This is a genomic window from Anoxybacillus sp. (assembly GCF_036834105.1).
In the GTDB taxonomy this organism is placed as follows: domain Bacteria; phylum Bacillota; class Bacilli; order Bacillales; family Anoxybacillaceae; genus Anoxybacillus.
This window is the reverse complement of the sequence record NZ_DAITON010000002.1, coordinates 13,330-36,235: the sequence shown is the minus strand read 5'-3', so window position 1 is coordinate 36,235 and position 22,906 is coordinate 13,330. Positions and strand designations below refer to the sequence as shown.

Below are 22,906 nucleotides of genomic sequence, written 5' to 3'. Positions count from 1 at the left end.
GTTGACAGGTCAACTAGTTCAATACGGACGACACCGCCAACGAAGAAGTTATGCGCGCATTAGTGAGGTGTTGGAACTACCGAACTTAATTGAAATTCAAACTTCTTCCTACCAGTGGTTTCTCGACGAAGGATTGCGTGAAATGTTTCAAGATATTTCACCGATCGAAGATTTTACAGGAAATTTGTCACTAGAATTTATTGATTACAGCTTAGGAGAGCCGAAGTACTCTGTTGAAGAGTCGAAAGAACGCGACGTTACATACGCGGCACCGCTTCGGGTCAAAGTGCGCCTCATCAACAAAGAAACAGGCGAAGTAAAGGAACAAGATGTATTTATGGGAGACTTCCCGTTAATGACAGAAACAGGAACATTTATCATTAATGGTGCCGAGCGCGTTATCGTTTCACAGCTTGTTCGTTCACCGAGCGTGTACTATAGTGGCAAGGTGGATAAAAACGGAAAACGCGGGTTTACGGCCACTGTTATTCCGAACCGCGGCGCATGGTTAGAATACGAAACGGACGCAAAAGACGTTGTTTACGTTCGTATCGACCGTACGCGTAAGTTGCCTGTAACTGTATTGTTGCGAGCGCTAGGTTTTGGTTCAGACCAAGAGATTGTCGATTTGCTTGGTGATAATGAGTATATTCGTAACACGTTAGAAAAAGACAATACAGAGAGCACAGAGAAAGCATTGCTTGAAATTTATGAACGGTTACGTCCTGGGGAGCCGCCTACCGTTGAAAATGCAAAAAGCTTGTTAATCTCTCGTTTCTTTGATCCGAAACGATATGATTTGGCAAGCGTAGGTCGTTATAAAATCAACAAAAAGCTTCATATTAAAAACCGTTTATTTGGTCAGCGTTTGGCGGAAACGCTCGTTCATCCAGAAACGGGTGAGGTAATCGCAGAAAAAGGGACTGTTCTTGATCGTAGAACGCTCGACCGCATTTTACCTGAGCTTGAAAAAGGGATTGGTATGCGAAAATACCAACCGCTCGGGGGCGTTGTCGAAGATGAATTTGCTTTGCAAGCGATCAAAATTTACGCCCCAAATGATCCAGATGGCGAAAAAGTCATCACGGTCATTAGCAACGGATACATTCCGGAAACGGTAAAACATATTACCCCTGCGGATATTATTGCATCCATTAGCTACTTCTTTAACTTATTGCATGGGGTCGGTGATACGGACGATATCGACCATTTAGGAAACCGTCGACTTCGTTCTGTTGGCGAGTTGTTGCAAAATCAGTTCCGAATTGGTCTTTCGCGCATGGAGCGCGTCGTTCGCGAACGGATGTCCATTCAAGATACTAACACAATTACACCACAGCAACTCATTAACATTCGTCCGGTAATTGCGGCGATTAAAGAGTTTTTTGGAAGCTCGCAATTATCGCAATTCATGGATCAAACAAACCCGCTTGCAGAGCTGACACATAAACGTCGTCTGTCTGCGCTTGGTCCAGGTGGTTTAACGCGTGAACGTGCTGGTTTTGAAGTGCGTGACGTTCACTATTCGCACTACGGGCGCATGTGTCCAATTGAAACGCCGGAAGGTCCAAACATCGGATTGATCAACTCGCTTTCGACATATGCGAAAGTTAATAAATTTGGCTTTATTGAAACGCCTTACCGTCGCGTTGATCCTGAAACAGGAAAAGTAACGGATCAAATTGACTATTTAACAGCAGATGAGGAAGATAATTACGTTGTTGCTCAGGCGAACGTTCCAATTGCGGAAGATGGAACATTTTTAGAGGAAAACGTCGTTGCTCGCTTCCGTGGTGAAAATATTGTTGTGAAGCGCGATCGTGTTGACTATGTAGACGTTTCACCGAAACAAGTTGTATCGGTTGCGACTGCGTGCATTCCATTCTTAGAAAACGATGACTCGAACCGCGCGCTCATGGGTGCGAACATGCAACGTCAAGCTGTTCCACTTATGCAGCCTGAAGCGCCAATTGTCGGTACGGGAATGGAATATGTCGCAGCGAAAGATTCCGGTGCCGCAGTAATTTGTAAACATCGTGGGGTCGTGGAGCGAGTAGAGGCAAAAGAGATTTGGGTGCGCCGTTTAATCGAAGTTGATGGAAAAGAAGTCAAAGGTGATTTAGATAAATATCGCTTGTTGAAGTTTGTTCGTTCAAACCAAGGAACATGTTACAACCAACGTCCGATCGTCAAAGCAGGCGATATCGTTGAGAAAGGCGAAATTTTAGCGGACGGTCCATCCATGGAAAAAGGTGAGTTAGCGCTTGGTCGGAACGTGCTTGTCGCGTTTATGACGTGGGACGGATACAACTACGAAGACGCGATCATTATGAGTGAGCGTCTTGTAAAAGATGATGTGTACACGTCTATTCATATCGAGGAATACGAATCAGAAGCGCGCGATACAAAACTCGGTCCAGAAGAAATTACGCGCGATATCCCGAATGTTGGTGAAGATGCGCTCCGCAATTTAGATGAACGAGGCATTGTGCGCATCGGGGCAGAAGTAAAAGACGGTGACTTGCTCGTTGGAAAAGTAACACCGAAAGGAGTTACGGAATTAACAGCTGAAGAACGATTGCTTCATGCGATCTTCGGGGAAAAGGCACGTGAAGTGCGCGATACGTCCTTACGTGTACCGCACGGTGGGGGCGGAATCGTCCTTGATGTAAAAGTATTTAACCGCGAAGACGGTGACGAGTTGCCGCCAGGTGTAAACCAGCTTGTTCGTGTGTACATTGTACAAAAGCGGAAAATTTCCGAAGGTGACAAAATGGCGGGACGCCACGGAAACAAAGGGGTCATCTCGCGCATTTTACCTGAAGAAGATATGCCGTTTTTACCGGATGGCACCCCAGTGGACATTATGTTAAACCCACTAGGCGTACCTTCACGTATGAACATCGGGCAAGTACTTGAGTTACATCTCGGAATGGCAGCAAGAAAACTCGGGCTTCATGTTGCTTCACCTGTATTCGACGGTGCCCGTGAAGAAGATGTATGGGCAACGTTAGAGGAAGCAGGAATGGCACGCGATGCCAAAACGGTTTTATATGACGGACGTACAGGAGAGCCGTTTGACAACCGTGTTTCTGTCGGTATTATGTACATGATTAAGCTCGCACACATGGTTGACGATAAGTTGCATGCTCGTTCGACAGGTCCATATTCACTTGTTACACAACAGCCACTCGGAGGAAAAGCACAATTTGGTGGTCAACGTTTCGGTGAAATGGAAGTATGGGCGCTTGAAGCGTACGGAGCGGCTTACACGTTGCAAGAAATTTTAACGGTCAAATCGGACGACGTCGTTGGTCGTGTGAAAACGTACGAAGCGATCGTGAAAGGTGAAAACGTCCCAGAACCAGGCGTTCCGGAATCGTTCAAAGTATTAATTAAGGAATTACAAAGCTTAGGTATGGATGTCACAGTTTTATCGAGCGACGAAAAAGAAATTAGTATGGAAAATTTCGGGGAAGATGATGACGTTCCACCAGTTGACATCATCCCACCTACAGATGAGTCAGCCAAAGAAGATGAAGGCGTCGTTGTGAAAGAATAGCGTGTTGACATAAGGGTAAAACCTGGATATTAAAAGGGAGGTAGGCCCCTTGTTAGATGTAAATAAGTTTGAATATATGAAGATCGGACTCGCTTCACCCGAGAAAATTCGTTCTTGGTCGTATGGTGAAGTTAAAAAACCAGAAACGATTAACTATCGAACATTAAAACCAGAGAAAGATGGACTGTTTTGCGAACGCATTTTTGGTCCGACGAAAGACTGGGAATGTCATTGCGGAAAGTATAAGCGCGTTCGTTATAAAGGTGTCGTTTGTGATCGATGCGGTGTGGAAGTTACGCGAGCAAAAGTTCGTCGTGAGCGCATGGGTCATATTGAACTAGCAGCCCCTGTTTCACATATTTGGTATTTTAAAGGAATTCCTAGCCGGATGGGACTTGTGTTAGACATGTCCCCTCGCGCGCTAGAAGAAGTCATTTATTTTGCATCTTATGTCGTGACTGATCCGGGTGATACGCCATTAGAAAAGAAACAATTGCTTTCTGAAAAAGAGTATCGCGCGTATCGCGAAAAGTACGGGAATTCATTCCAAGCTTCGATGGGTGCAGAAGCGATTAAAAAGCTTCTGCAAGACATCGATCTTGAAAAAGAAGTAGAAACGTTAAAGGAAGAATTGAAGACGGCACAAGGGCAGCGTCGGGCTCGCACAATTAAACGTCTCGAAGTGCTAGAAGCTTTTCGTAACTCTGGCAACGACCCGTCTTGGATGGTATTGGACGTTTTACCGGTCATTCCACCGGAGTTGCGCCCGATGGTCCAATTGGATGGTGGACGTTTTGCGACGTCAGATTTGAATGATTTATATCGTCGAGTAATTAACCGAAACAATCGTCTAAAACGTCTGTTGGATCTTGGCGCACCAAACATTATCGTTCAAAACGAAAAGCGAATGCTTCAAGAGGCGGTTGATGCGTTAATTGACAATGGTCGCCGCGGTCGCCCTGTTACAGGGCCAGGAAACCGTCCGCTGAAGTCACTGTCGCACATGTTGAAAGGAAAGCAAGGACGTTTCCGTCAAAACTTGCTCGGTAAGCGTGTTGACTATTCTGGACGTTCCGTTATCGTTGTTGGTCCAAACTTAAAAATGTATCAATGCGGTTTGCCGAAAGAAATGGCGCTTGAGTTGTTTAAGCCGTTTGTAATGAAAGAGTTAGTAGAGCGCGGTTTAGCGCACAACATTAAAAGCGCGAAGCGGAAAATTGAGCGCGTTCATCCAGAAGTTTGGGATGTGTTAGAGTCTGTTATTAAAGAACATCCGGTACTATTAAACCGTGCACCGACTCTTCACCGTCTTGGAATTCAGGCATTCGAGCCGACGCTTGTAGAAGGTCGCGCCATTCGCTTGCATCCGCTCGTATGTACTGCGTACAACGCGGACTTTGACGGTGACCAAATGGCTGTTCACGTACCGCTTTCAGCAGAAGCGCAAGCTGAAGCACGTCTGCTTATGCTAGCAGCGCAAAACATCTTAAACCCGAAAGATGGAAAGCCAGTCGTTACTCCTTCACAAGACATGGTTTTAGGAAACTACTATTTAACGATGGAGCGTGAAGGAGCAGTCGGGGAAGGAATGGTATTCAAAGACACGGACGAAGCGTTGTTAGCATATCATAACGGTTATGTTCATTTGCATACGCGCATCGCCGTTCATGCAGGTTCATTGAAAAACGAAACATTTACAGAAGAGCAAAATAATAAGTTACTTGTAACGACTGTCGGGAAATTGATTTTCAATGAAATCTTGCCGAAGTCATTCCCATATATTAATGAACCGACGCAAGAAAACATTGAAGAACGAACACCAGACAAGTATTTCCTAGATAAAGGTGTGAACGTGAAAGAAGAAATTCGCAAGCGTCCGCTCGTTCCACCGTTTAAGAAGAAAATTCTCGGTAACATCATTGCAGAAGTGTTTAAACGTTTCAAAATTACAGAGACGTCCAAAATGCTTGACCGCATGAAAGATCTCGGCTTCAAGTATTCGACGAAAGCCGGTATTACAATCGGGGTAGCTGACATCGTTGTCTTGCCTGAAAAACAGGAAATTTTAGAAGAGGCACAAGCGAAAGTTGACACGGTATTAAAACAATTTAGACGCGGTTTAATTACCGATGAAGAGCGTTATGAGCGTGTCATTTCGATTTGGAGTGCGGCGAAAGATAAAATTCAAGGTCGTCTAATGGAGTCGCTTGATAAGCGAAATCCGATTTTCATGATGAGTGACTCCGGAGCCCGTGGTAACGCATCGAACTTTACGCAGCTTGCAGGTATGCGCGGGTTAATGGCGAACCCAGCCGGACGCATTATTGAACTTCCGATTAAGTCTTCGTTCCGTGAAGGATTAACGGTACTTGAATACTTCATTTCGACGCACGGAGCGCGCAAAGGTCTTGCTGACACGGCGTTGAAAACAGCCGACTCTGGTTATTTAACACGCCGTCTCGTAGACGTTGCGCAAGATGTCATCATTCGTGAAGACGATTGCGGTACAGATCGAGGCACGTTAATTCGTGCGTTAAAAGACGGTACGGAAGTCATTGTGAAACTCGAAGATCGCCTTGTTGGACGTTATGCGCGAAAAACGGTAAAGCATCCAGAAACAGGCGAAGTGCTTGTGCGTGAAAATGAAATGATTACAGAAGACATCGCAAACGCCATTGTAAAAGCCGGAATTGAAGAAGTGTGGATTCGTTCTGCATTTACATGTAATACGCGTCACGGTGTATGTAAAAAATGTTACGGACGCAACTTGGCGACGGGCGCAGAAGTTGAGGTTGGTGAAGCAGTTGGTATTATTGCTGCTCAATCGATCGGTGAACCAGGTACACAGCTCACGATGCGTACGTTCCATACAGGTGGGGTAGCAGGAGACGATATTACACAAGGTTTACCGCGCGTACAGGAGTTATTTGAAGCGCGGAATCCGAAAGGTCAGGCGGTTATTTCGGAAATTGATGGCGTTGTTGCGGCAATTAATGAAACACGCGATCGTCAGCGTGAAATCGTCATTCAAGGTGAAGTTGAGACGCGGACGTATACGGCCCCTTATAGCGCACGTCTCAAAGTACAGGAAGGACAGAAAGTTGAACGCGGTCAAGAACTAACGGAAGGTTCAATCGACCCGAAAGAACTATTGAGAGTCAAGGATATGAATGCTGTTCAAGAGTACTTGTTGCGTGAAGTGCAAAAAGTATATCGTATGCAAGGGGTAGAAATTAGCGATAAACATATTGAAGTCATGGTTCGCCAGATGCTTCGTAAAGTTCGCGTCATCGATGCAGGCGATACAGACTTGTTGCCAGGTACGCTACTTGACATCCATCAGTTTACGGATGCGAATGCAAAAGTATTGATGGAGGGCAAACGTCCGGCGACAGCTCGTCCGGTGCTACTTGGAATTACAAAAGCATCGCTTGAAACAGATTCATTCTTGTCTGCAGCATCGTTCCAAGAAACGACGCGCGTCTTAACGGATGCAGCGATTAAAGGAAAACGCGATGAATTGCTAGGATTAAAAGAAAACGTCATTATCGGTAAACTTGTTCCGGCAGGGACAGGAATGGCACGCTATCGCAAAGCAAAGCCAATCATTAAAACGACTAAAGAAGAAGATGTTGTCACAACGAAATAATGATGAACCGATTGCTAGCAGATGACGCTAGCAATCGGTTCAAAAAATATAGTTGACAGAGCTCTTAGAAAGTGATAGCATAATAAAGGTGTTCCGAAACCTGTCACTTTGGAGGATATGTTACATGTCTTATGAAAAAGTCGCACAGGCTAAACAAATTATTGTAGGAACGAAACAAACAGTGCGAGCTCTGAAAGATGGAAAGGTACGTGAAGTTGTGATCGCTGAAGATGCGGATGAAACGATTGTCCGAAAAGTCGTAGAGGCGGCAAATGTAGCGCATGTACCTATATGTAAAGTGGACTCGATGAAAAAGCTCGGGAAAGCTTGCAAAATCGAAGTAGGAGCGGCGGCTGTCGCGATCATTCGTTAAAAACTGTTTTTGTGGGTCTACTACAAAAACTTTGTTTTTGCATAAAAATGAGCCACCTGGATGTGTGGGCTTGAATTTGATTATGAAGGGAGGAATTTTACCATGCCTACAATTAACCAGCTTGTACGTAAAGGTCGTACAAAAAAGGTAGTGAAATCTAAATCACCTGCGTTAAATAAAGGGTACAACAGCTTCAAAAAAGTTCAAACAACTGTTTACTCTCCGCAAAAACGTGGAGTATGTACACGTGTAGGTACGATGACACCAAAGAAACCAAACTCTGCGCTTCGTAAATATGCCCGTGTACGTCTATCGAACGGTATCGAGGTAACTGCTTACATCCCAGGTATCGGTCATAACTTACAAGAGCACAGCGTTGTATTAATTCGCGGTGGACGTGTAAAAGACTTACCAGGGGTGCGCTACCACATCGTTCGTGGTGCGTTAGATACAGCAGGTGTAGCAAACCGTATGCAAGGTCGTTCGAAATACGGTGCGAAAAAACCAAAAGCAGCTAAGAAATAACATGAATCATTTCTCGCTGATTTTTACTGAAAGGAGGAAAAACTATGCCACGTAAAGGTCCGGTTCCTAAACGAGATGTGTTACCAGATCCAATTTACAATTCAAAGTTAGTTACGCGTTTAATCAATAAAATTATGATTGACGGTAAAAGAGGTAAAGCGCAAAAAATTCTTTACACAGCGTTCGATATTATTCGTGAGCGCACAGGTAAAGATCCAATGGAAGTGTTTGAGCAAGCGTTGAAAAACGTCATGCCAGTTCTTGAAGTTCGCGCACGCCGTGTAGGTGGTGCAAACTATCAAGTTCCTGTTGAGGTGCGTCCTGAGCGCCGCACGACATTAGGTCTTCGCTGGCTCGTTAACTACGCTCGTCTTCGCGGGGAAAAAACAATGGAAGAGCGTTTAGCAAACGAAATCATGGATGCTGCAAACAACACAGGTGCAGCTGTGAAGAAACGCGAAGATACGCACAAAATGGCAGAAGCAAACAAAGCGTTTGCTCACTATCGCTGGTAATTTTTCTGTTAAATTAAGAATAGGTAAGAGCGATGCGGTTGAAACTAAAAAAAGCATGCCCATCGCTCATTCGCCTATATTTCTATACGCAAATTAAATTACGATACTTCATTTAAGGAAGGAGAAAAAATCCATATGGCAAGACAGTTCTCCTTGGAAAACACTCGCAATATTGGAATCATGGCCCACATCGATGCCGGTAAAACAACAACGACAGAGCGTATCCTTTTCTATACAGGACGCGTTCATAAAATCGGTGAAGTTCATGAGGGCGCAGCGACGATGGACTGGATGGAGCAAGAACAAGAGCGCGGAATTACAATTACGTCCGCAGCGACAACTGCTCAATGGAAAGGCCATCGTATTAACATCATCGATACACCAGGACACGTCGATTTCACAGTAGAGGTTGAGCGTTCATTGCGTGTATTGGACGGTGCGGTAGCTGTACTAGACGCACAATCAGGTGTAGAGCCGCAAACAGAAACAGTATGGCGCCAAGCGACTACATACGGTGTTCCGCGTATTGTTTTCGTCAACAAAATGGACAAGATTGGCGCTGACTTCTTGTACTCTGTTAAAACGCTTCATGAGCGCTTACAAGCGAATGCGCACCCTGTTCAACTGCCGATCGGTGCAGAAGATCAGTTCACAGGTATTATCGACCTCGTTGAAATGTGCGCATACCACTATCATGATGAGTTAGGGAAAAACATCGAGCGTATCGAAATTCCTGAAGATTATCGTGATATGGCTGAAGAATATCGCGGTAAATTAATTGAAGCCGTTGCAGAGCTTGACGAAGAATTAATGATGAAATATTTAGAAGGGGAAGAGATTACAAAAGAAGAGTTGAAAGCTGCGATTCGTAAAGCGACAGTTTCAGTTCAATTCTTCCCTGTATTTTGCGGTTCTGCATTCAAAAACAAAGGTGTTCAATTGATGCTTGACGGAGTAGTTGACTACTTACCGTCTCCAGTTGACATTCCTGCGATTAAAGGAACTGTTCCTGATACAGAAGAGGAAACGGTTCGTGAAGCGCGCGATGACGCTCCGTTTGCAGCGTTAGCGTTCAAAATTATGACAGACCCTTACGTTGGTAAGTTGACGTTCTTCCGCGTATACTCTGGAACATTAAACTCCGGTTCGTACGTGTTGAACTCAACAAAGCGTAAGCGTGAACGTATCGGTCGTATTCTACAAATGCACGCAAATCACCGCGAAGAAATTGCGCAAGTGTATGCAGGTGACATTGCGGCAGCTGTAGGTTTAAAAGATACAACAACTGGTGATACGCTGTGTGATGAAAAAGACCCTGTAATTTTAGAATCTATGCAATTCCCAGAGCCAGTTATCCAAATTGCAATCGAACCGAAGTCAAAAGCTGACCAAGATAAGATGAGCACAGCGTTACAAAAACTTCAAGAAGAAGACCCTACATTCCGTGCGTGGACGGATCAAGAAACAGGTCAAACAATCATCGCGGGTATGGGTGAGCTTCACCTTGATATCATCGTTGACCGTATGCGTCGTGAATTCAAGGTAGAAGCAAACGTTGGTGCTCCACAAGTTGCGTACCGCGAAACATTCCGTAAGTCGGCACAAGTTGAAGGGAAATTTGTGCGCCAGTCTGGTGGTCGCGGTCAGTACGGTCACGTTTGGATCGAGTTCTCGCCAAACGAAGAAGGAAAAGGCTTCGAATTCGAAAACGCGATCGTTGGTGGGGTTGTTCCGAGAGAATACATTCCTGCCATCCAAGCAGGTCTTGAAGATGCAATGCAAAATGGTGTCCTTGCAGGATATCCAGTTGTCGACATTAAAGCGAAATTGTTCGACGGTTCTTACCACGATGTTGACTCAAGTGAAATGGCGTTCAAAATCGCTGCTTCTATGGCGTTGAAAAACGCAGCGTCAAAATGTGATCCTGTATTGCTTGAGCCAATCATGAAAGTAGAAGTCATCGTCCCTGAAGAATATTTAGGTGACATTATGGGTGACATCACTTCTCGTCGTGGTCGCGTCGAAGGTATGGAAGCTCGCGGTAACGCACAAGTTGTTCGCGCGATGGTTCCACTTTCTGAAATGTTTGGATACGCAACTTCATTGCGTTCAAATACACAAGGTCGCGGAACGTTCACAATGGTATTTGACCATTACGAAGAAGTTCCGAAGAGCATTGCTGAGGAAATCATCAAAAAAAATAAAGGTGAATAATTGATTTTCTAGCATTGTTCAAGTATAAATACTTATGTAAGACTTGGAAGTGGACGTGCTTGTGCACTTTCGCTTCCAAGCATTCTATACTTAATAAAAAACATTAAGGAGGATATTATAATGGCTAAAGCAAAATTCGAACGTACGAAGCCACACGTCAACATTGGTACAATCGGCCACGTTGACCATGGTAAAACAACTTTAACAGCTGCAATCACAACAGTTCTTGCGAAACAAGGTAAAGCAGAAGCACGCGCGTATGACCAAATCGACGCTGCTCCAGAAGAGCGTGAGCGCGGAATTACAATCTCAACTGCACACGTTGAGTATGAAACTGACAACCGTCACTACGCACACGTTGACTGCCCAGGTCACGCTGACTACGTGAAAAACATGATCACAGGTGCTGCGCAAATGGACGGCGCGATCCTAGTTGTATCTGCTGCTGACGGTCCAATGCCACAAACTCGTGAGCACATTCTTCTTTCTCGCCAAGTAGGCGTACCTTACATCGTTGTATTCTTAAACAAATGCGACATGGTAGACGACGAAGAGCTTTTAGAGCTTGTTGAGATGGAAGTTCGCGATCTATTATCTGAATACGACTTCCCTGGAGACGAAGTTCCTGTCATTAAGGGTTCTGCGTTAAAAGCTCTTGAAGGAGATCCAGCTTGGGAAGAGAAAATCATCGAGCTTATGAACGCTGTTGATGAGTACATCCCAACTCCACAACGTGAAATTGACAAACCATTCATGATGCCAGTTGAGGACGTATTCTCAATCACTGGTCGTGGTACAGTTGCTACAGGTCGCGTTGAGCGCGGTATCTTAAAAGTAGGTGACCAAGTAGAAATCATCGGTCTTTCTGAAGAGCCAAAAGCAACAACTGTTACAGGTGTTGAAATGTTCCGTAAGCTTCTTGACCAAGCTGAAGCTGGTGACAACATCGGTGCGCTTCTTCGCGGTGTTTCTCGTGACGAAGTACAACGTGGTCAAGTATTAGCGAAACCAGGAACAATCACTCCACACACAAAATTTAAAGCGCAAGTTTACGTATTAACAAAAGAAGAAGGTGGACGTCATACTCCATTCTTCTCTAACTACCGTCCACAATTCTACTTCCGTACAACGGACGTAACAGGTATCATCCAACTTCCAGAAGGTGTTGAGATGGTAATGCCTGGTGACAACATCGAAATGACAGTAGAATTAATCGCGCCAATCGCGATCGAAGAAGGTACAAAATTCTCGATCCGCGAAGGTGGACGTACAGTAGGTGCAGGTTCTGTATCTGAAATTATCGAGTAATCGATATAAGTGGTCTAGCAATAAGCTAGGCCACTTATTTTTGCTCCATTGAAAATGCACGACGAAATATGTATAATAGGAAAGGCAGTTTGTAAAGAAAACAAATAAAAAACTTGCATTGAATATAAAAATTATATATAATAATAAACGTTGGTCTTTGACTGCGATGAAGTGGAAGGTTGCTGACACACTCGGCCGCTTTGCCATGGCGAGTGTGAAGGAAATTTCCATGGAGAATGTCTATTTTAAAAATAGGCGAAGAAGGAGGGAAAATAATGGCAAAAGAAAAAATTCGTATTCGCTTAAAAGCGTATGATCATCGAATTCTTGATCAATCTGCTGAGAAAATTGTGGAAACTGCAAAGCGTTCAGGCGCAAGTGTATCTGGACCGATTCCGTTACCAACTGAAAAAACGGTGTACACGATCTTACGTGCGGTTCATAAATACAAAGATTCTCGTGAACAATTCGAAATGCGCACACACAAACGCTTAATTGACATCGTCAACCCGACGCCACAAACAGTAGATTCTTTAATGCGTTTAGACTTACCGTCTGGTGTCGATATTGAAATCAAGTTGTAATTGTGATATAGGAGGTGTGAAAGATGAAAGGAATCTTAGGAAGAAAAATCGGCATGACTCAAGTGTTCGCTGAAAACGGAGATCTTATTCCTGTAACAGTTGTTCAAGCCACTCCAAACGTAGTTCTTCAAAAGAAAACGATTGAAAACGACGGTTACGAAGCGATTCAATTAGGTTTTGAAGACTTACGTGAAAAATTAGCGAACAAACCGCAAAAAGGTCATGCTGCAAAGGCGAACACCACACCTAAGCGCTTCATTCGTGAAATTCGTGGTGTAAATCTTGCGGAATATGAAGTGGGTCAAGAAGTAAAAGTTGATATTTTCAACGAAGGCGAAATCGTTGATGTAACAGGTACGTCGAAAGGTAAAGGTTTCCAAGGTGTAATTAAACGTCATGGACAATCTCGTGGACCGATGGCTCACGGTTCTCGTTATCATCGTCGTCCTGGTTCAATGGGTCCGATCGCTCCAAACCGTGTATTTAAATCTAAAGAGCTTCCAGGTCGCATGGGTGGCGAGCGTGTAACGGTACAAAACTTAAAAGTTGTAAAAGTGGATCCAGAACGCAACTTAATCTTAATTAAAGGAAACGTACCAGGTCCGAACAAAGGGCTTGTTATTATTAAAAGCGCGGTTAAAGCGAAATAATTTCTTTAAGAAAGGAGGAATTACCCAATGCCAAAAGTAGCATTGTATAACCAAAACGGAGAAAACATCGGTGAAATTGAATTAAACGATGCCGTATTTGGTATTGAACCGAACAAACATGTGTTATTTGAAGCGGTAATTATGCAACGTGCTTCCTTGCGTCAAGGAACTCATAAAACAAAAAATCGTGCAGAAGTGAGCGGCGGTGGCCGTAAACCATGGCGTCAAAAAGGTACTGGACGCGCTCGCCAAGGATCGATCCGTTCTCCACAATGGCGTGGCGGTGGTATTGTGTTTGGTCCAGTTCCACGTAGCTACAGCTACAAACTTCCTAAAAAAGTTCGTCGCTTAGCCATTAAATCGGCTTTATCTTCAAAGGTGCTTGAAAACAACATCGTTGTGTTAGATAACCTAGCGCTTGAAGCACCAAAAACAAAAGAAATGGTTAAAATTTTAAACAATCTTTCCGTTGATCGCAAAGCGTTAATTGTAACAGCTGATGCGAACGAGAACGTGATCCTTTCAGCTCGTAACATCCCAGGAGTGACAGTTGTAACAGCGAGCGGCATCAACGTTCTTGATGTACTCAACCACGACAAGCTTGTCATTACGAAAGCTGCTGTGGAAAAAGTAGAGGAGGTGCTTGCATAATGAAAGATCCTCGCGATATTATTAAGCGCCCCGTCATTACTGAACGTTCAACAGAGTTGATGACTGAGAAAAAATATACGTTCGAAGTTGATGTGAAAGCGAACAAAACAGAAGTAAAAGACGCAATCGAGGCGATCTTCGGCGTAAAAGTAGCGAAGGTCAACATTATGAACTATAAAGGAAAGTTCAAACGCGTCGGTCGTTATAGCGGATTAACAAATCGTCGCCGCAAAGCGATTGTAACATTAACGCCAGACAGCAAAGAGATCGAACTATTTGAAGTATAAGTTTAAAAGTGAAGGAGGGAAACGGACATGGCGATTAAAAAATATAAGCCAACGTCTAACGGTCGTCGTGGTATGACGGTTTTAGACTTCTCTGAGCTTACAACAGATAAGCCGGAAAAATCGTTGCTTGCGCCTTTAAAGAAAAAAGGCGGTCGTAACAACCAAGGTAAACTGACTGTTCGTCACCAAGGTGGCGGTCATAAACGTCAATACCGTATTATTGACTTCAAACGCGATAAAGATGGCATTCCAGGACGCGTTGCTACAATTGAATACGATCCAAACCGTTCTGCGAACATCGCGTTAATTCATTACGCAGATGGTGAAAAGCGTTACATTATCGCTCCGAAAAACTTAGAAGTTGGCATGGAAATCATGTCAGGTCCAGATGCGGATATTAAAGTAGGTAATGCATTACCTTTAGCAAACATTCCAGTTGGTACAGTAATTCACAACATTGAGTTGAAACCTGGTAAAGGTGGACAATTAGTGCGTGCTGCAGGTACATCTGCGCAAGTGTTAGGTAAAGAAGGTAAATATGTACTTGTTCGTTTATCTTCAGGTGAAGTTCGTATGATTTTAGCAACTTGCCGCGCGACAGTCGGTCAAGTTGGTAACGAACAACATGAGCTTGTGAACATCGGTAAAGCTGGACGCGCTCGTTGGTTAGGTATTCGTCCGACAGTTCGCGGTTCTGTTATGAACCCTGTTGATCACCCACATGGTGGTGGTGAAGGTAAAGCACCGATCGGACGTAAGTCTCCAATGACTCCATGGGGTAAACCAACGCTTGGATTCAAAACACGCAAAAAGAAAAACAAATCCGACAAATTTATTGTACGTCGTCGTAAAAAATAACGGGGTTGAGCTACGGTTCAAAAGAACCGTAGAGCAATCACGAAAGGAGGTTCACTTATGGGTCGCAGCTTGAAAAAAGGTCCTTTTTGTGATGATCATTTAATGAAAAAAATTGAGAAATTGAACGAAACTGGACAAAAACAAGTAATCAAAACATGGTCTCGTCGTTCAACTATTTTCCCACAATTCATCGGTCATACGATCGCTGTTTACGATGGTCGTAAACACGTTCCGGTTTACATCACAGAGGACATGGTTGGTCATAAGCTCGGTGAATTTGCGCCAACGCGCACATACAAAGGCCATGCTGCTGATGATAAGAAAACAAGACGTTAATATGAGAGGAGGCTTTCATTATGCAAGCTAAAGCTGTTGCTAGAACGGTTCGAATTGCTCCTCGTAAAGCTCGCTTAGTCATTGACTTAATTCGAGGAAAGCAAGTAGGTGAAGCAGTTGCCATTCTTCGTCATACGCCAAAAGCTGCTTCTCCAATTATCGAGAAAGTATTAAAATCTGCAGTGGCAAATGCAGAACATAACTATGACATGGACGTTAACAAGCTTGTTGTTACAGAAGCTTATGTGAACGAAGGACCAACATTGAAACGTTTCCGTCCTCGTGCACAAGGTCGTGCGAGCGCAATTAACAAACGCACAAGCCATATCACGATCGTTGTTTCAGAAAAGAAGGAGGGATAATCAGTGGGTCAAAAGGTGAATCCAATCGGTCTTCGCATTGGTATTATCCGTGATTGGGAATCAAGATGGTACGCTGAAAAAGATTATGCGGACCTTTTACACGAAGATCTTAAAATTCGTGAATACCTTACAAAGCGTTTAAGCGATGCAGCTGTTTCTCGCATTGAGATCGAGCGTGCGGCAAACCGTGTGAACATCACTATCCACACAGCGAAACCAGGAATGGTTATCGGTAAAGGTGGCTCTGAAGTTGAAGCGCTTCGCAAAGCATTGAACGAACTAACTGGCAAACGCGTTCATATCAACATCGTTGAAATTAAAAAGCCAGATTTAGAAGCGAAACTTGTTGCAGAAAACATCGCGCGTCAAATTGAAAATCGCGTATCTTTCCGTCGTGCGCAAAAACAAGCGATCCAACGCACAATGCGCGCAGGTGCGAAAGGAATTAAAACGATGGTATCTGGTCGTCTAGGTGGAGCAGATATCGCTCGCTCAGAACATTACAGTGAAGGAACAGTTCCACTTCATACTCTTCGCGCTGACATTGATTACGCAACGGCAGAAGCGGACACAACATACGGAAAAATCGGCGTGAAAGTATGGATTTATCGTGGAGAAGTCCTTCCTACGAAAAAGAAAACTGAGGAAGGAGGAAATTAATCATGTTAATGCCAAAACGCGTAAAATATCGTCGTGAACATCGCGGTCGTATGAAAGGTCGCGCAAAAGGCGGTACGGAAGTACATTTTGGTGAATACGGTTTACAAGCGTTAGAACCAGCGTGGATTACAAACCGTCAAATCGAGGCTGCTCGTCGTGCGATGACTCGTTACATGAGACGTGGCGGTAAAGTATGGATTAAAATTTTCCCTTCAAAGCCATACACAGCAAAACCACTTGAAGTGCGCATGGGTTCCGGTAAAGGTGCTCCAGAAGGTTGGGTAGCTGTTGTTAAACCTGGTAAAGTCATGTTTGAAATCGCTGGGGTTTCTGAAGAAGTAGCACGTGAAGCGTTACGTCTTGCTTCTCATAAACTTCCAATCAAATGCAAATTCGTAAAACGTGAAGAAATTGGTGGTGAATCAAATGAAAGCTAAAGAAATTCGTGAACTTACCACTGCCGAGATTGAACAAAAAATTAAAGCGTTGAAAGAAGAGTTATTCAACCTTCGCTTCCAATTGGCAACAGGTCAATTAGAGAATACAGCTCGTATTCGTGAAGTACGCAAAGCGATTGCGCGTATGAAAACTGTTATTCGCGAAAGAGAGATCGCTGCTAACAAATAATTGATATCGAGAGGAGGTTCGCACAATGAGTGAACGCAACAATCGTAAAGTTCTCGTTGGCCGTGTTGTTTCTGACAAAATGGATAAAACAATCACGGTTCTTGTAGAAACTTATAAAAAGCATCCTCTTTACGGCAAACGCGTAAAGTATTCAAAGAAATATAAAGCGCATGACGAAAACAACGTAGCAAAAGTGGGCGACATCGTAAAAATTATGGAAACACGTCCTCTTTCTGCAACAAAGCGTTTCCGTCTTGTTGAAGTGGTTGAAAAAGCTGTAATCGTTTAATGAATATGTTCGGTATGATGGATACAAATCCGAAAGGAGGTTTCGTCAATGATTCAACAAGAAACTCGTATGAAAGTTGCTGATAACTCTGGTGCACGTGAAGTGCTTGTCATTAAAGTGCTAGGTGGTTCTGGTCGTCGTTATGCGAATGTGGGCGACATCGTTGTAGCGACTGTTAAAGATGCAACACCAGGTGGCGTTGTTAAAAAAGGTCAAGTTGTTAAAGCGGTTGTCGTTCGTACGAAACGTGGCGTGCGCCGTACAGATGGTTCTTACATCCGCTTTGATGAAAATGCTTGCGTAATCATTCGTGATGACAAGAGCCCACGCGGTACACGTATTTTCGGACCAGTTGCTCGCGAATTGCGTGAAAAAGACTTTATGAAAATCGTTTCTTTAGCTCCAGAAGTGATTTAATGAAAAGGAAAAGCCTTTTAAGGAGGTGCGATTCAGATGCATGTAAAAAAAGGTGATAAAGTACAAGTGATCTCTGGTAAAGATAAAGGCAAACAAGGCGTTATCCTCGCTGCGTTTCCAAAGAAAAACCGAGTGCTTGTTGAAGGTGTGAACATCGTCAAAAAACATGTAAAACCTTCTCAAGCAAATCCACAAGGCGGCATCATCAGCCAAGAGGCGCCAATCCACGTATCAAACGTAATGCCTCTTGATCCAAAAACAGGATTACCAACTCGTGTTGGATATAAAGTGGTTGACGGTAAAAAAGTTCGCTACGCGAAACGTTCTGGTGAAATTTTAGACAAATAATGAAGTGATTGAGGAAGGGAGGTACTCAAATGAACCGCCTTAAAGAAAAGTATTTGAAAGAAGTTGTTCCTGCTCTTATGAGCAAGTTTAACTATAAATCTGTGATGCAAGTTCCAAAAATCGAAAAAATCGTCATCAACATGGGTGTTGGTGATGCGGTACAAAACGCGAAAGCGTTAGATAACGCTGTAGAAGAACTCGCATTAATTTCTGGTCAAAAACCAGTTGTTACACGCGCGAAGAAATCAATCGCAGGTTTCCGTCTTCGTGAAGGAATGCCAATCGGTGCGAAAGTAACTCTTCGCGGTGAGCGTATGTACGAGTTTTTCGACAAGCTCGTTTCCGTTTCTTTACCGCGCGTGCGCGACTTCCGTGGCGTTTCTAAAAAATCGTTTGACGGACGCGGAAACTACACGTTAGGTGTAAAAGAGCAATTAATTTTCCCAGAAATTGATTACGATAAAGTGAACAAAGTTCGTGGTATGGACATCGTGATCGTTACAACTGCGAAAACAGACGAGGAAGCTCGTGAATTACTTGCATTGCTCGGTATGCCATTCCAAAAATAATCATTCCCATTCGTAAAAAGAGGGAGGCGAAAACGTGGCTAAAAAATCAATGATCGCGAAACAAAAACGCACACCAAAGTTTAAAGTGCAAGCGTACACTCGTTGTGAGCGTTGTGGACGTCCACACTCTGTATATCGCAAATTTAAACTTTGCCGTATTTGTTTCCGTGAATTAGCGTATAAAGGTCAAATTCCTGGTGTGAAAAAAGCAAGCTGGTAATAAACCCATGAGTTGGGAAGGAGGTAAAACATAATGGTGATGACAGATCCAATTGCAGATATGCTTACTCGCATTCGTAATGCGAACATGGTGCGTCACGAGAAACTTGAAGTTCCTGCTTCAAAAATTAAAAGAGAAATCGCTGAAATTTTAAAGCGTGAAGGTTTCATTCGTGATGTCGAATACATTGAAGATAACAAACAAGGTATTCTTCGTATTTTCTTAAAGTACGGTCCAAACAATGAACGCGTAATTACAGGTCTTAAACGCATTAGCAAACCTGGTTTGCGCGTATATGCAAAAGCGGACGAAGTTCCACGCGTATTGAACGGATTAGGAATTGCAATTCTTTCAACATCTCAAGGTATTTTAACTGACAAAGAAGCACGTCAAAAACGCACTGGCGGCGAAGTGTTAGCATACATTTGGTAATTATTTTGTAACGAATGGAGGTGTAATACATGTCACGTGTTGGTAAAAAACCATTGGAAATTCCAGCTGGTGTTACAGTTACATTAAACGGTAACACAGTTACTGTAAAAGGTCCGAAAGGTGAACTTACTCGTACGTTCCATCCAGATATGGTTATTAAATTAGAAGGTAACGTTTTAACAGTTGAGCGTCCAAGTGATGAGAAACATCATCGCGCGCTTCACGGAACGACTCGTAGCTTACTTGCAAACATGGTTGAAGGTGTTTCAAAAGGTTATGAGCGCGGCCTTGAGCTTGTCGGTGTCGGTTACCGTGCGACAAAACAAGGGAAAAAGCTCGTGTTAAGCGTAGGATACTCTCATCCTGTTGAAATCGAGCCTGAAGAAGGACTTGAAATCGAAGTTCCTTCACAAACAAAAATTATTGTTAAAGGTGCGGACAAACAACGCGTTGGTGAATTAGCAGCAAACATTCGTGCCGTTCGTTCACCAGAGCCTTACAAAGGAAAAGGTATTCGTTACGAAGGTGAAGTTGTACGTCGTAAAGAAGGTAAAACTGGTAAGAAATAATGCTGCTTAGGTAAATGAAAGGAGTGACACGAATGATCACTAAGCTTGATAAAAATGCAGTTCGCAAAAAAAGACACGCTCGTGTTCGTCGTAAAGTAGTAGGAACTGCGGAACGTCCACGCTTAAATGTGTTCCGTTCAAACAAACACATTTATGCGCAAATCATTGACGATATGAAAGCTGTGACGCTTGTTAGCGCGTCAACATTAGATAAAGATTTCGATTTAGAATCAACGGGCAATGTTGAAGCAGCTCAAAAAGTGGGCGAATTAATTGCTAAACGTGCACTTGAAAAAGGAATTACATCGGTTGTATTCGACCGTGGTGGATATTTATATCATGGACGTGTTAAAGCACTTGCAGACGCTGCTCGTGAAGCTGGATTACAATTCTAATTAAGAAGGAGGGACAGAGATGCGTCACATTGATCCAAATAAACTTGAACTAGAAGAACGCGTTGTTGCCGTTAACCGCGTAGCTAAAGTTGTAAAAGGTGGACGTCGTTTCCGTTTCGCTGCGTTAGTCGTTGTTGGTGACAAAAACGGTCATGTCGGCTTCGGAACTGGAAAAGCTCAAGAAGTTCCGGATGCAATTCGTAAAGCAATTGAAGATGCGAAGAAAAACTTAATTACTGTACCGATCGTTGGTACAACGATTCCACATGAAGTAATCGGACATTTCGGAGCAGGTGAAATTATTTTAAAACCAGCATCTGAAGGTACAGGAGTTATCGCCGGTGGTCCTGCACGTGCGGTATTAGAGTTAGCAGGCATTAGCGATATTTTATCGAAGTCAATCGGTTCCAACACACCAATCAACATGGTGCGCGCAACAATCGACGGTTTGAAGCAATTAAAACGTGCTGAAGATGTTGCAAAATTGCGCGGTAAAACAGTTGAGGAACTGTTAGGATAAGGGAGGGAAAAATGATGGCGAAAAAATTAGCAATTACCCTCACTCGCAGCGTAATCGGTCGTCCGCAAGACCAACGCGTGACGGTTAAAACATTAGGTTTACGAAAATTGCATCAAACAGTTGTTCATAACGACAATCCAGCCATTCGTGGAATGATCAATAAAGTTTCTCACCTTGTAACAGTAAAAGAATTAGAAGAATAAGGAGGTGCCTAGGCATGAAGCTACATGAATTACAACCAGCACCAGGTTCCCGTAAAGAACGTAATCGTGTTGGTCGTGGTATCGGCTCTGGTAACGGAAAAACTTCTGGTAGAGGACATAAAGGGCAAAACGCTCGCTCTGGCGGCGGTGTACGCATCGGCTTTGAAGGTGGTCAAACACCTTTATTCCGTCGTTTACCAAAACGCGGCTTTACTAACATCCATCGTAAAGAATATGCGATCGTTAACCTCGAAGTGTTAAATCGCTTTGAAGACGGTACGGAAGTGACACCAGAATTGTTGCTTGAAACAGGCGTCGTAAGCAAGTTGAAAGCAGGCATCAAAGTTCTTGGAAACGGTGAGCTCACAAAAAAATTAACAGTAAAAGCTCATAAATTCTCTGCTTCTGCAAAAGAAGCAATCGAAGCTGCTGGCGGTACGACTGAGGTGATTTAATGTTTCGAACAATCTCCAATTTTATGCGCGTGGGTGATATAAGAAGAAAAATTGTATTCACCCTTCTTATGCTCATTGTATTTCGCATCGGTACATTTATTCCCGTGCCGGGCGTAAATGCAGATGTACTAAAAATGCAAGATCAATTCAACGCTTTTGGCGTGTTGAATACGTTCGGTGGTGGCGCTCTAAAAAACTTTTCTATTTTTGCGATGGGCGTCATGCCATACATTACGGCATCCATCATCGTACAGTTATTACAGATGGATGTTATTCCTAAATTTACTGAATGGTCGAAGCAAGGGGAAGTAGGCCGTCGTAAACTCGCTCAGTTTACTCGCTATTTTACAATTGTGCTTGGTTTTATCCAGGCGTTTGCTATGTCGTACGGCTTTCATAATATGTCTGGTGGTGTGCTTATTAAAAATCCAGGCATTCCGACGTATTTGCTTATCGCGCTTGTTTTAACAGCTGGAACAGCCTTTTTAATGTGGCTTGGTGAGCAAATTACGGCTAAAGGTGTTGGGAACGGCATTTCTGTATTGATTTTTGCAGGAATTGTGTCTGGTATCCCGACAACGCTTAACCAAATTTATGTTCAACAATTTGAAAACGCTGGTGATCAGCTGTTTTTACGCATCGTTACAGTATTGTTGGTCGCTTTAGCAGTTGTTGCAGTTATTGTTGGCGTCATTTATATGCAACAAGCGTTTCGGAAAATTCCGATTCAGTATGCGAAGCGATTAGAAGGACGTAGTCCAGTAGGTGGTCATTCGACACACATTCCGTTAAAAGTAAACCCGGCAGGTGTTATTCCGGTTATTTTTGCGGTGTCGTTTATCATTACTCCACCGACGATTGCATCGTTTTTCGGCTCGAATGATGTAACATTGTGGATCAAAAAAGTTTTTGACTACACACAACCAGTTGGTATGCTCATATACGTCGCTTTAATTGTTGCCTTTACGTATTTTTATGCGTTTGTTCAAGTCAATCCAGAACAAATGGCGGACAATTTGAAAAAGCAAGGTGGTTATATTCCGGGCATTCGTCCAGGAAAGAACACGCAGGAATTCATTACACGCGTTTTGTATCGTTTAACTTTCGTCGGGGCTCTATTTTTAGCAGCAATCGCTGTTCTTCCTGTCTTCTTTATCGAGTTCGCTAAACTACCGCCTTCTGCTCAAATTGGAGGAACGAGCTTGCTAATCGTCGTTGGCGTTGCTTTAGAGACGATGAAGCAGCTAGAAAGCCAATTAGTGAAGCGCCATTATAAAGGCTTTATTAAATAAAGAGGTGTTGGGAATTTTATTCCCTCTACCTCATAT

The 22,906-nt window shown here is 43.5% G+C and carries 29 protein-coding genes; all 29 read left to right on the top strand.

The window, feature by feature from the left end; all coding sequences use genetic code 11:
- The first annotated feature begins 1 nt into the window (after position 1).
- The 29 genes from rpoB (at position 2) to secY (ending at position 22,870) form a co-directional block, all read left to right on the top strand.
- Complete coding sequence (gene rpoB, locus V7Z64_RS00560) at positions 2–3,562, top strand: DNA-directed RNA polymerase subunit beta (protein ID WP_297990399.1); 3,561 nt, start codon at positions 2–4, stop codon at positions 3,560–3,562.
- A gap of 49 nt (positions 3,563–3,611) precedes the next feature.
- Positions 3,612–7,211: a DNA-directed RNA polymerase subunit beta' gene (gene rpoC, locus V7Z64_RS00555; RefSeq protein ID WP_297990397.1), complete on the top strand. Its 3,600-nt coding sequence runs from the start codon at positions 3,612–3,614 to the stop codon at positions 7,209–7,211.
- A 124-nt stretch (positions 7,212–7,335) separates the two neighbouring features.
- Positions 7,336–7,584, top strand: coding sequence for a 50S ribosomal protein L7ae-like protein (locus tag V7Z64_RS00550; RefSeq protein ID WP_297990395.1), 249 nt, complete (start codon positions 7,336–7,338; stop codon positions 7,582–7,584).
- 102 nt (positions 7,585–7,686) lie between these two features.
- Positions 7,687–8,109, top strand: coding sequence for a 30S ribosomal protein S12 (rpsL, locus tag V7Z64_RS00545; RefSeq protein ID WP_003397652.1), 423 nt, complete (start codon positions 7,687–7,689; stop codon positions 8,107–8,109).
- A gap of 44 nt (positions 8,110–8,153) precedes the next feature.
- Positions 8,154–8,624 (top strand): 30S ribosomal protein S7, encoded by a 471-nt coding sequence (gene rpsG, locus V7Z64_RS00540; protein ID WP_003397653.1) that lies wholly within the window; start codon positions 8,154–8,156, stop codon positions 8,622–8,624.
- A gap of 135 nt (positions 8,625–8,759) precedes the next feature.
- Positions 8,760–10,838: an elongation factor G gene (gene fusA, locus V7Z64_RS00535; protein ID WP_003397654.1), complete on the top strand. Its 2,079-nt coding sequence runs from the start codon at positions 8,760–8,762 to the stop codon at positions 10,836–10,838.
- 120 nt (positions 10,839–10,958) lie between these two features.
- The gene (gene tuf, locus V7Z64_RS00530) at positions 10,959–12,146 is read left to right on the top strand and encodes an elongation factor Tu (RefSeq protein WP_021095336.1); all 1,188 of its coding nucleotides are present in this window, start codon (positions 10,959–10,961) and stop codon (positions 12,144–12,146) included.
- A gap of 275 nt (positions 12,147–12,421) precedes the next feature.
- On the top strand, positions 12,422–12,730 hold the full coding sequence (gene rpsJ / locus V7Z64_RS00525; RefSeq protein ID WP_003397656.1) for a 30S ribosomal protein S10: 309 nt from the start codon (positions 12,422–12,424) through the stop codon (positions 12,728–12,730).
- Between the two features lie 23 nt (positions 12,731–12,753).
- Positions 12,754–13,380: a 50S ribosomal protein L3 gene (gene rplC / locus V7Z64_RS00520; protein ID WP_003397657.1), complete on the top strand. Its 627-nt coding sequence runs from the start codon at positions 12,754–12,756 to the stop codon at positions 13,378–13,380.
- Positions 13,381–13,407: 27 nt separating this feature from the next.
- Positions 13,408–14,031 (top strand): 50S ribosomal protein L4, encoded by a 624-nt coding sequence (gene rplD, locus V7Z64_RS00515; RefSeq protein WP_091701780.1) that lies wholly within the window; start codon positions 13,408–13,410, stop codon positions 14,029–14,031.
- Positions 14,031–14,318 carry a 50S ribosomal protein L23 gene (gene rplW, locus V7Z64_RS00510; protein WP_003397660.1) on the top strand — a complete coding sequence of 96 codons (288 nt, stop codon included), beginning with the start codon at positions 14,031–14,033 and terminating at the stop codon, positions 14,316–14,318. The genes rplD and rplW overlap by 1 nt, the downstream gene beginning before the upstream one ends.
- A 27-nt stretch (positions 14,319–14,345) precedes the next feature.
- Positions 14,346–15,176 carry a 50S ribosomal protein L2 gene (gene rplB, locus V7Z64_RS00505; protein ID WP_003397662.1) on the top strand — a complete coding sequence of 277 codons (831 nt, stop codon included), beginning with the start codon at positions 14,346–14,348 and terminating at the stop codon, positions 15,174–15,176.
- Between the two features lie 57 nt (positions 15,177–15,233).
- Positions 15,234–15,512: a 30S ribosomal protein S19 gene (rpsS, locus tag V7Z64_RS00500; protein ID WP_003397663.1), complete on the top strand. Its 279-nt coding sequence runs from the start codon at positions 15,234–15,236 to the stop codon at positions 15,510–15,512.
- Positions 15,513–15,532: 20 nt separating this feature from the next.
- Entirely contained in the window at positions 15,533–15,874 is a 342-nt protein-coding gene (gene rplV / locus V7Z64_RS00495) for a 50S ribosomal protein L22 (RefSeq protein WP_003397665.1), read from the top strand.
- Positions 15,875–15,877: 3 nt separating this feature from the next.
- Positions 15,878–16,534, top strand: coding sequence for a 30S ribosomal protein S3 (gene rpsC / locus V7Z64_RS00490; RefSeq protein WP_003397666.1), 657 nt, complete (start codon positions 15,878–15,880; stop codon positions 16,532–16,534).
- A 2-nt stretch (positions 16,535–16,536) separates the two neighbouring features.
- Positions 16,537–16,971: a 50S ribosomal protein L16 gene (rplP, locus tag V7Z64_RS00485; protein ID WP_003397670.1), complete on the top strand. Its 435-nt coding sequence runs from the start codon at positions 16,537–16,539 to the stop codon at positions 16,969–16,971.
- Positions 16,961–17,161 (top strand): 50S ribosomal protein L29, encoded by a 201-nt coding sequence (gene rpmC / locus V7Z64_RS00480; RefSeq protein ID WP_003397671.1) that lies wholly within the window; start codon positions 16,961–16,963, stop codon positions 17,159–17,161. Before rplP ends, rpmC begins: the two co-directional genes overlap by 11 nt.
- A 25-nt stretch (positions 17,162–17,186) precedes the next feature.
- Positions 17,187–17,450, top strand: a complete 264-nt coding sequence (rpsQ, locus tag V7Z64_RS00475; protein WP_003397674.1) for a 30S ribosomal protein S17 — start codon at positions 17,187–17,189, stop codon at positions 17,448–17,450.
- Between the two features lie 48 nt (positions 17,451–17,498).
- Positions 17,499–17,867 (top strand): 50S ribosomal protein L14, encoded by a 369-nt coding sequence (gene rplN, locus V7Z64_RS00470; protein WP_003397675.1) that lies wholly within the window; start codon positions 17,499–17,501, stop codon positions 17,865–17,867.
- Positions 17,868–17,903: 36 nt separating this feature from the next.
- Positions 17,904–18,215, top strand: coding sequence for a 50S ribosomal protein L24 (gene rplX / locus V7Z64_RS00465; RefSeq protein ID WP_003397676.1), 312 nt, complete (start codon positions 17,904–17,906; stop codon positions 18,213–18,215).
- 29 nt (positions 18,216–18,244) lie between these two features.
- Entirely contained in the window at positions 18,245–18,784 is a 540-nt protein-coding gene (rplE, locus tag V7Z64_RS00460; RefSeq protein WP_003397677.1) for a 50S ribosomal protein L5, read from the top strand.
- Positions 18,785–18,818: 34 nt separating this feature from the next.
- On the top strand, positions 18,819–19,004 hold the full coding sequence (rpsN, locus tag V7Z64_RS00455; protein WP_003397678.1) for a 30S ribosomal protein S14: 186 nt from the start codon (positions 18,819–18,821) through the stop codon (positions 19,002–19,004).
- Positions 19,005–19,037: 33 nt separating this feature from the next.
- Entirely contained in the window at positions 19,038–19,436 is a 399-nt protein-coding gene (gene rpsH, locus V7Z64_RS00450) for a 30S ribosomal protein S8 (protein ID WP_003397680.1), read from the top strand.
- 29 nt (positions 19,437–19,465) lie between these two features.
- Positions 19,466–20,005 carry a 50S ribosomal protein L6 gene (gene rplF / locus V7Z64_RS00445; RefSeq protein ID WP_003397681.1) on the top strand — a complete coding sequence of 180 codons (540 nt, stop codon included), beginning with the start codon at positions 19,466–19,468 and terminating at the stop codon, positions 20,003–20,005.
- Between the two features lie 32 nt (positions 20,006–20,037).
- Positions 20,038–20,400 (top strand): 50S ribosomal protein L18, encoded by a 363-nt coding sequence (gene rplR, locus V7Z64_RS00440; protein WP_003397682.1) that lies wholly within the window; start codon positions 20,038–20,040, stop codon positions 20,398–20,400.
- Positions 20,401–20,419: 19 nt separating this feature from the next.
- Positions 20,420–20,920 (top strand): 30S ribosomal protein S5, encoded by a 501-nt coding sequence (rpsE, locus tag V7Z64_RS00435; RefSeq protein ID WP_297990378.1) that lies wholly within the window; start codon positions 20,420–20,422, stop codon positions 20,918–20,920.
- A 14-nt stretch (positions 20,921–20,934) separates the two neighbouring features.
- The gene (gene rpmD / locus V7Z64_RS00430; protein ID WP_003397685.1) at positions 20,935–21,123 is read left to right on the top strand and encodes a 50S ribosomal protein L30; all 189 of its coding nucleotides are present in this window, start codon (positions 20,935–20,937) and stop codon (positions 21,121–21,123) included.
- A 14-nt stretch (positions 21,124–21,137) separates the two neighbouring features.
- A complete protein-coding gene (gene rplO, locus V7Z64_RS00425; RefSeq protein ID WP_003397686.1) occupies positions 21,138–21,578 on the top strand; it encodes a 50S ribosomal protein L15 in 441 nt (146 codons plus the stop codon).
- On the top strand, positions 21,578–22,870 hold the full coding sequence (secY, locus tag V7Z64_RS00420) for a preprotein translocase subunit SecY (protein ID WP_297990374.1): 1,293 nt from the start codon (positions 21,578–21,580) through the stop codon (positions 22,868–22,870). Before rplO ends, secY begins: the two co-directional genes overlap by 1 nt.
- Positions 22,871–22,906 lie beyond the last annotated feature (36 nt).

Coding starts and splice junctions, on each gene's coding strand:
- V7Z64_RS00550 (WP_297990395.1), top strand. CDS start 7,336: ATGTCTTATGAAAAAGTCGCACAGGCTAAACAAATTATTGTAGGAACG.
- rpsL (WP_003397652.1), top strand. CDS start 7,687: ATGCCTACAATTAACCAGCTTGTACGTAAAGGTCGTACAAAAAAGGTA.
- rpsG (WP_003397653.1), top strand. CDS start 8,154: ATGCCACGTAAAGGTCCGGTTCCTAAACGAGATGTGTTACCAGATCCA.
- fusA (WP_003397654.1), top strand. CDS start 8,760: ATGGCAAGACAGTTCTCCTTGGAAAACACTCGCAATATTGGAATCATG.
- tuf (WP_021095336.1), top strand. CDS start 10,959: ATGGCTAAAGCAAAATTCGAACGTACGAAGCCACACGTCAACATTGGT.
- rpsJ (WP_003397656.1), top strand. CDS start 12,422: ATGGCAAAAGAAAAAATTCGTATTCGCTTAAAAGCGTATGATCATCGA.
- rplC (WP_003397657.1), top strand. CDS start 12,754: ATGAAAGGAATCTTAGGAAGAAAAATCGGCATGACTCAAGTGTTCGCT.
- rplD (WP_091701780.1), top strand. CDS start 13,408: ATGCCAAAAGTAGCATTGTATAACCAAAACGGAGAAAACATCGGTGAA.
- rplW (WP_003397660.1), top strand. CDS start 14,031: ATGAAAGATCCTCGCGATATTATTAAGCGCCCCGTCATTACTGAACGT.
- rplB (WP_003397662.1), top strand. CDS start 14,346: ATGGCGATTAAAAAATATAAGCCAACGTCTAACGGTCGTCGTGGTATG.
- rpsS (WP_003397663.1), top strand. CDS start 15,234: ATGGGTCGCAGCTTGAAAAAAGGTCCTTTTTGTGATGATCATTTAATG.
- rplV (WP_003397665.1), top strand. CDS start 15,533: ATGCAAGCTAAAGCTGTTGCTAGAACGGTTCGAATTGCTCCTCGTAAA.
- rplP (WP_003397670.1), top strand. CDS start 16,537: ATGTTAATGCCAAAACGCGTAAAATATCGTCGTGAACATCGCGGTCGT.
- rpmC (WP_003397671.1), top strand. CDS start 16,961: ATGAAAGCTAAAGAAATTCGTGAACTTACCACTGCCGAGATTGAACAA.
- rpsQ (WP_003397674.1), top strand. CDS start 17,187: ATGAGTGAACGCAACAATCGTAAAGTTCTCGTTGGCCGTGTTGTTTCT.
- rplN (WP_003397675.1), top strand. CDS start 17,499: ATGATTCAACAAGAAACTCGTATGAAAGTTGCTGATAACTCTGGTGCA.
- rplX (WP_003397676.1), top strand. CDS start 17,904: ATGCATGTAAAAAAAGGTGATAAAGTACAAGTGATCTCTGGTAAAGAT.
- rplE (WP_003397677.1), top strand. CDS start 18,245: ATGAACCGCCTTAAAGAAAAGTATTTGAAAGAAGTTGTTCCTGCTCTT.
- rpsH (WP_003397680.1), top strand. CDS start 19,038: ATGGTGATGACAGATCCAATTGCAGATATGCTTACTCGCATTCGTAAT.
- rplF (WP_003397681.1), top strand. CDS start 19,466: ATGTCACGTGTTGGTAAAAAACCATTGGAAATTCCAGCTGGTGTTACA.
- rplR (WP_003397682.1), top strand. CDS start 20,038: ATGATCACTAAGCTTGATAAAAATGCAGTTCGCAAAAAAAGACACGCT.
- rpsE (WP_297990378.1), top strand. CDS start 20,420: ATGCGTCACATTGATCCAAATAAACTTGAACTAGAAGAACGCGTTGTT.
- rpmD (WP_003397685.1), top strand. CDS start 20,935: ATGGCGAAAAAATTAGCAATTACCCTCACTCGCAGCGTAATCGGTCGT.
- rplO (WP_003397686.1), top strand. CDS start 21,138: ATGAAGCTACATGAATTACAACCAGCACCAGGTTCCCGTAAAGAACGT.
- secY (WP_297990374.1), top strand. CDS start 21,578: ATGTTTCGAACAATCTCCAATTTTATGCGCGTGGGTGATATAAGAAGA.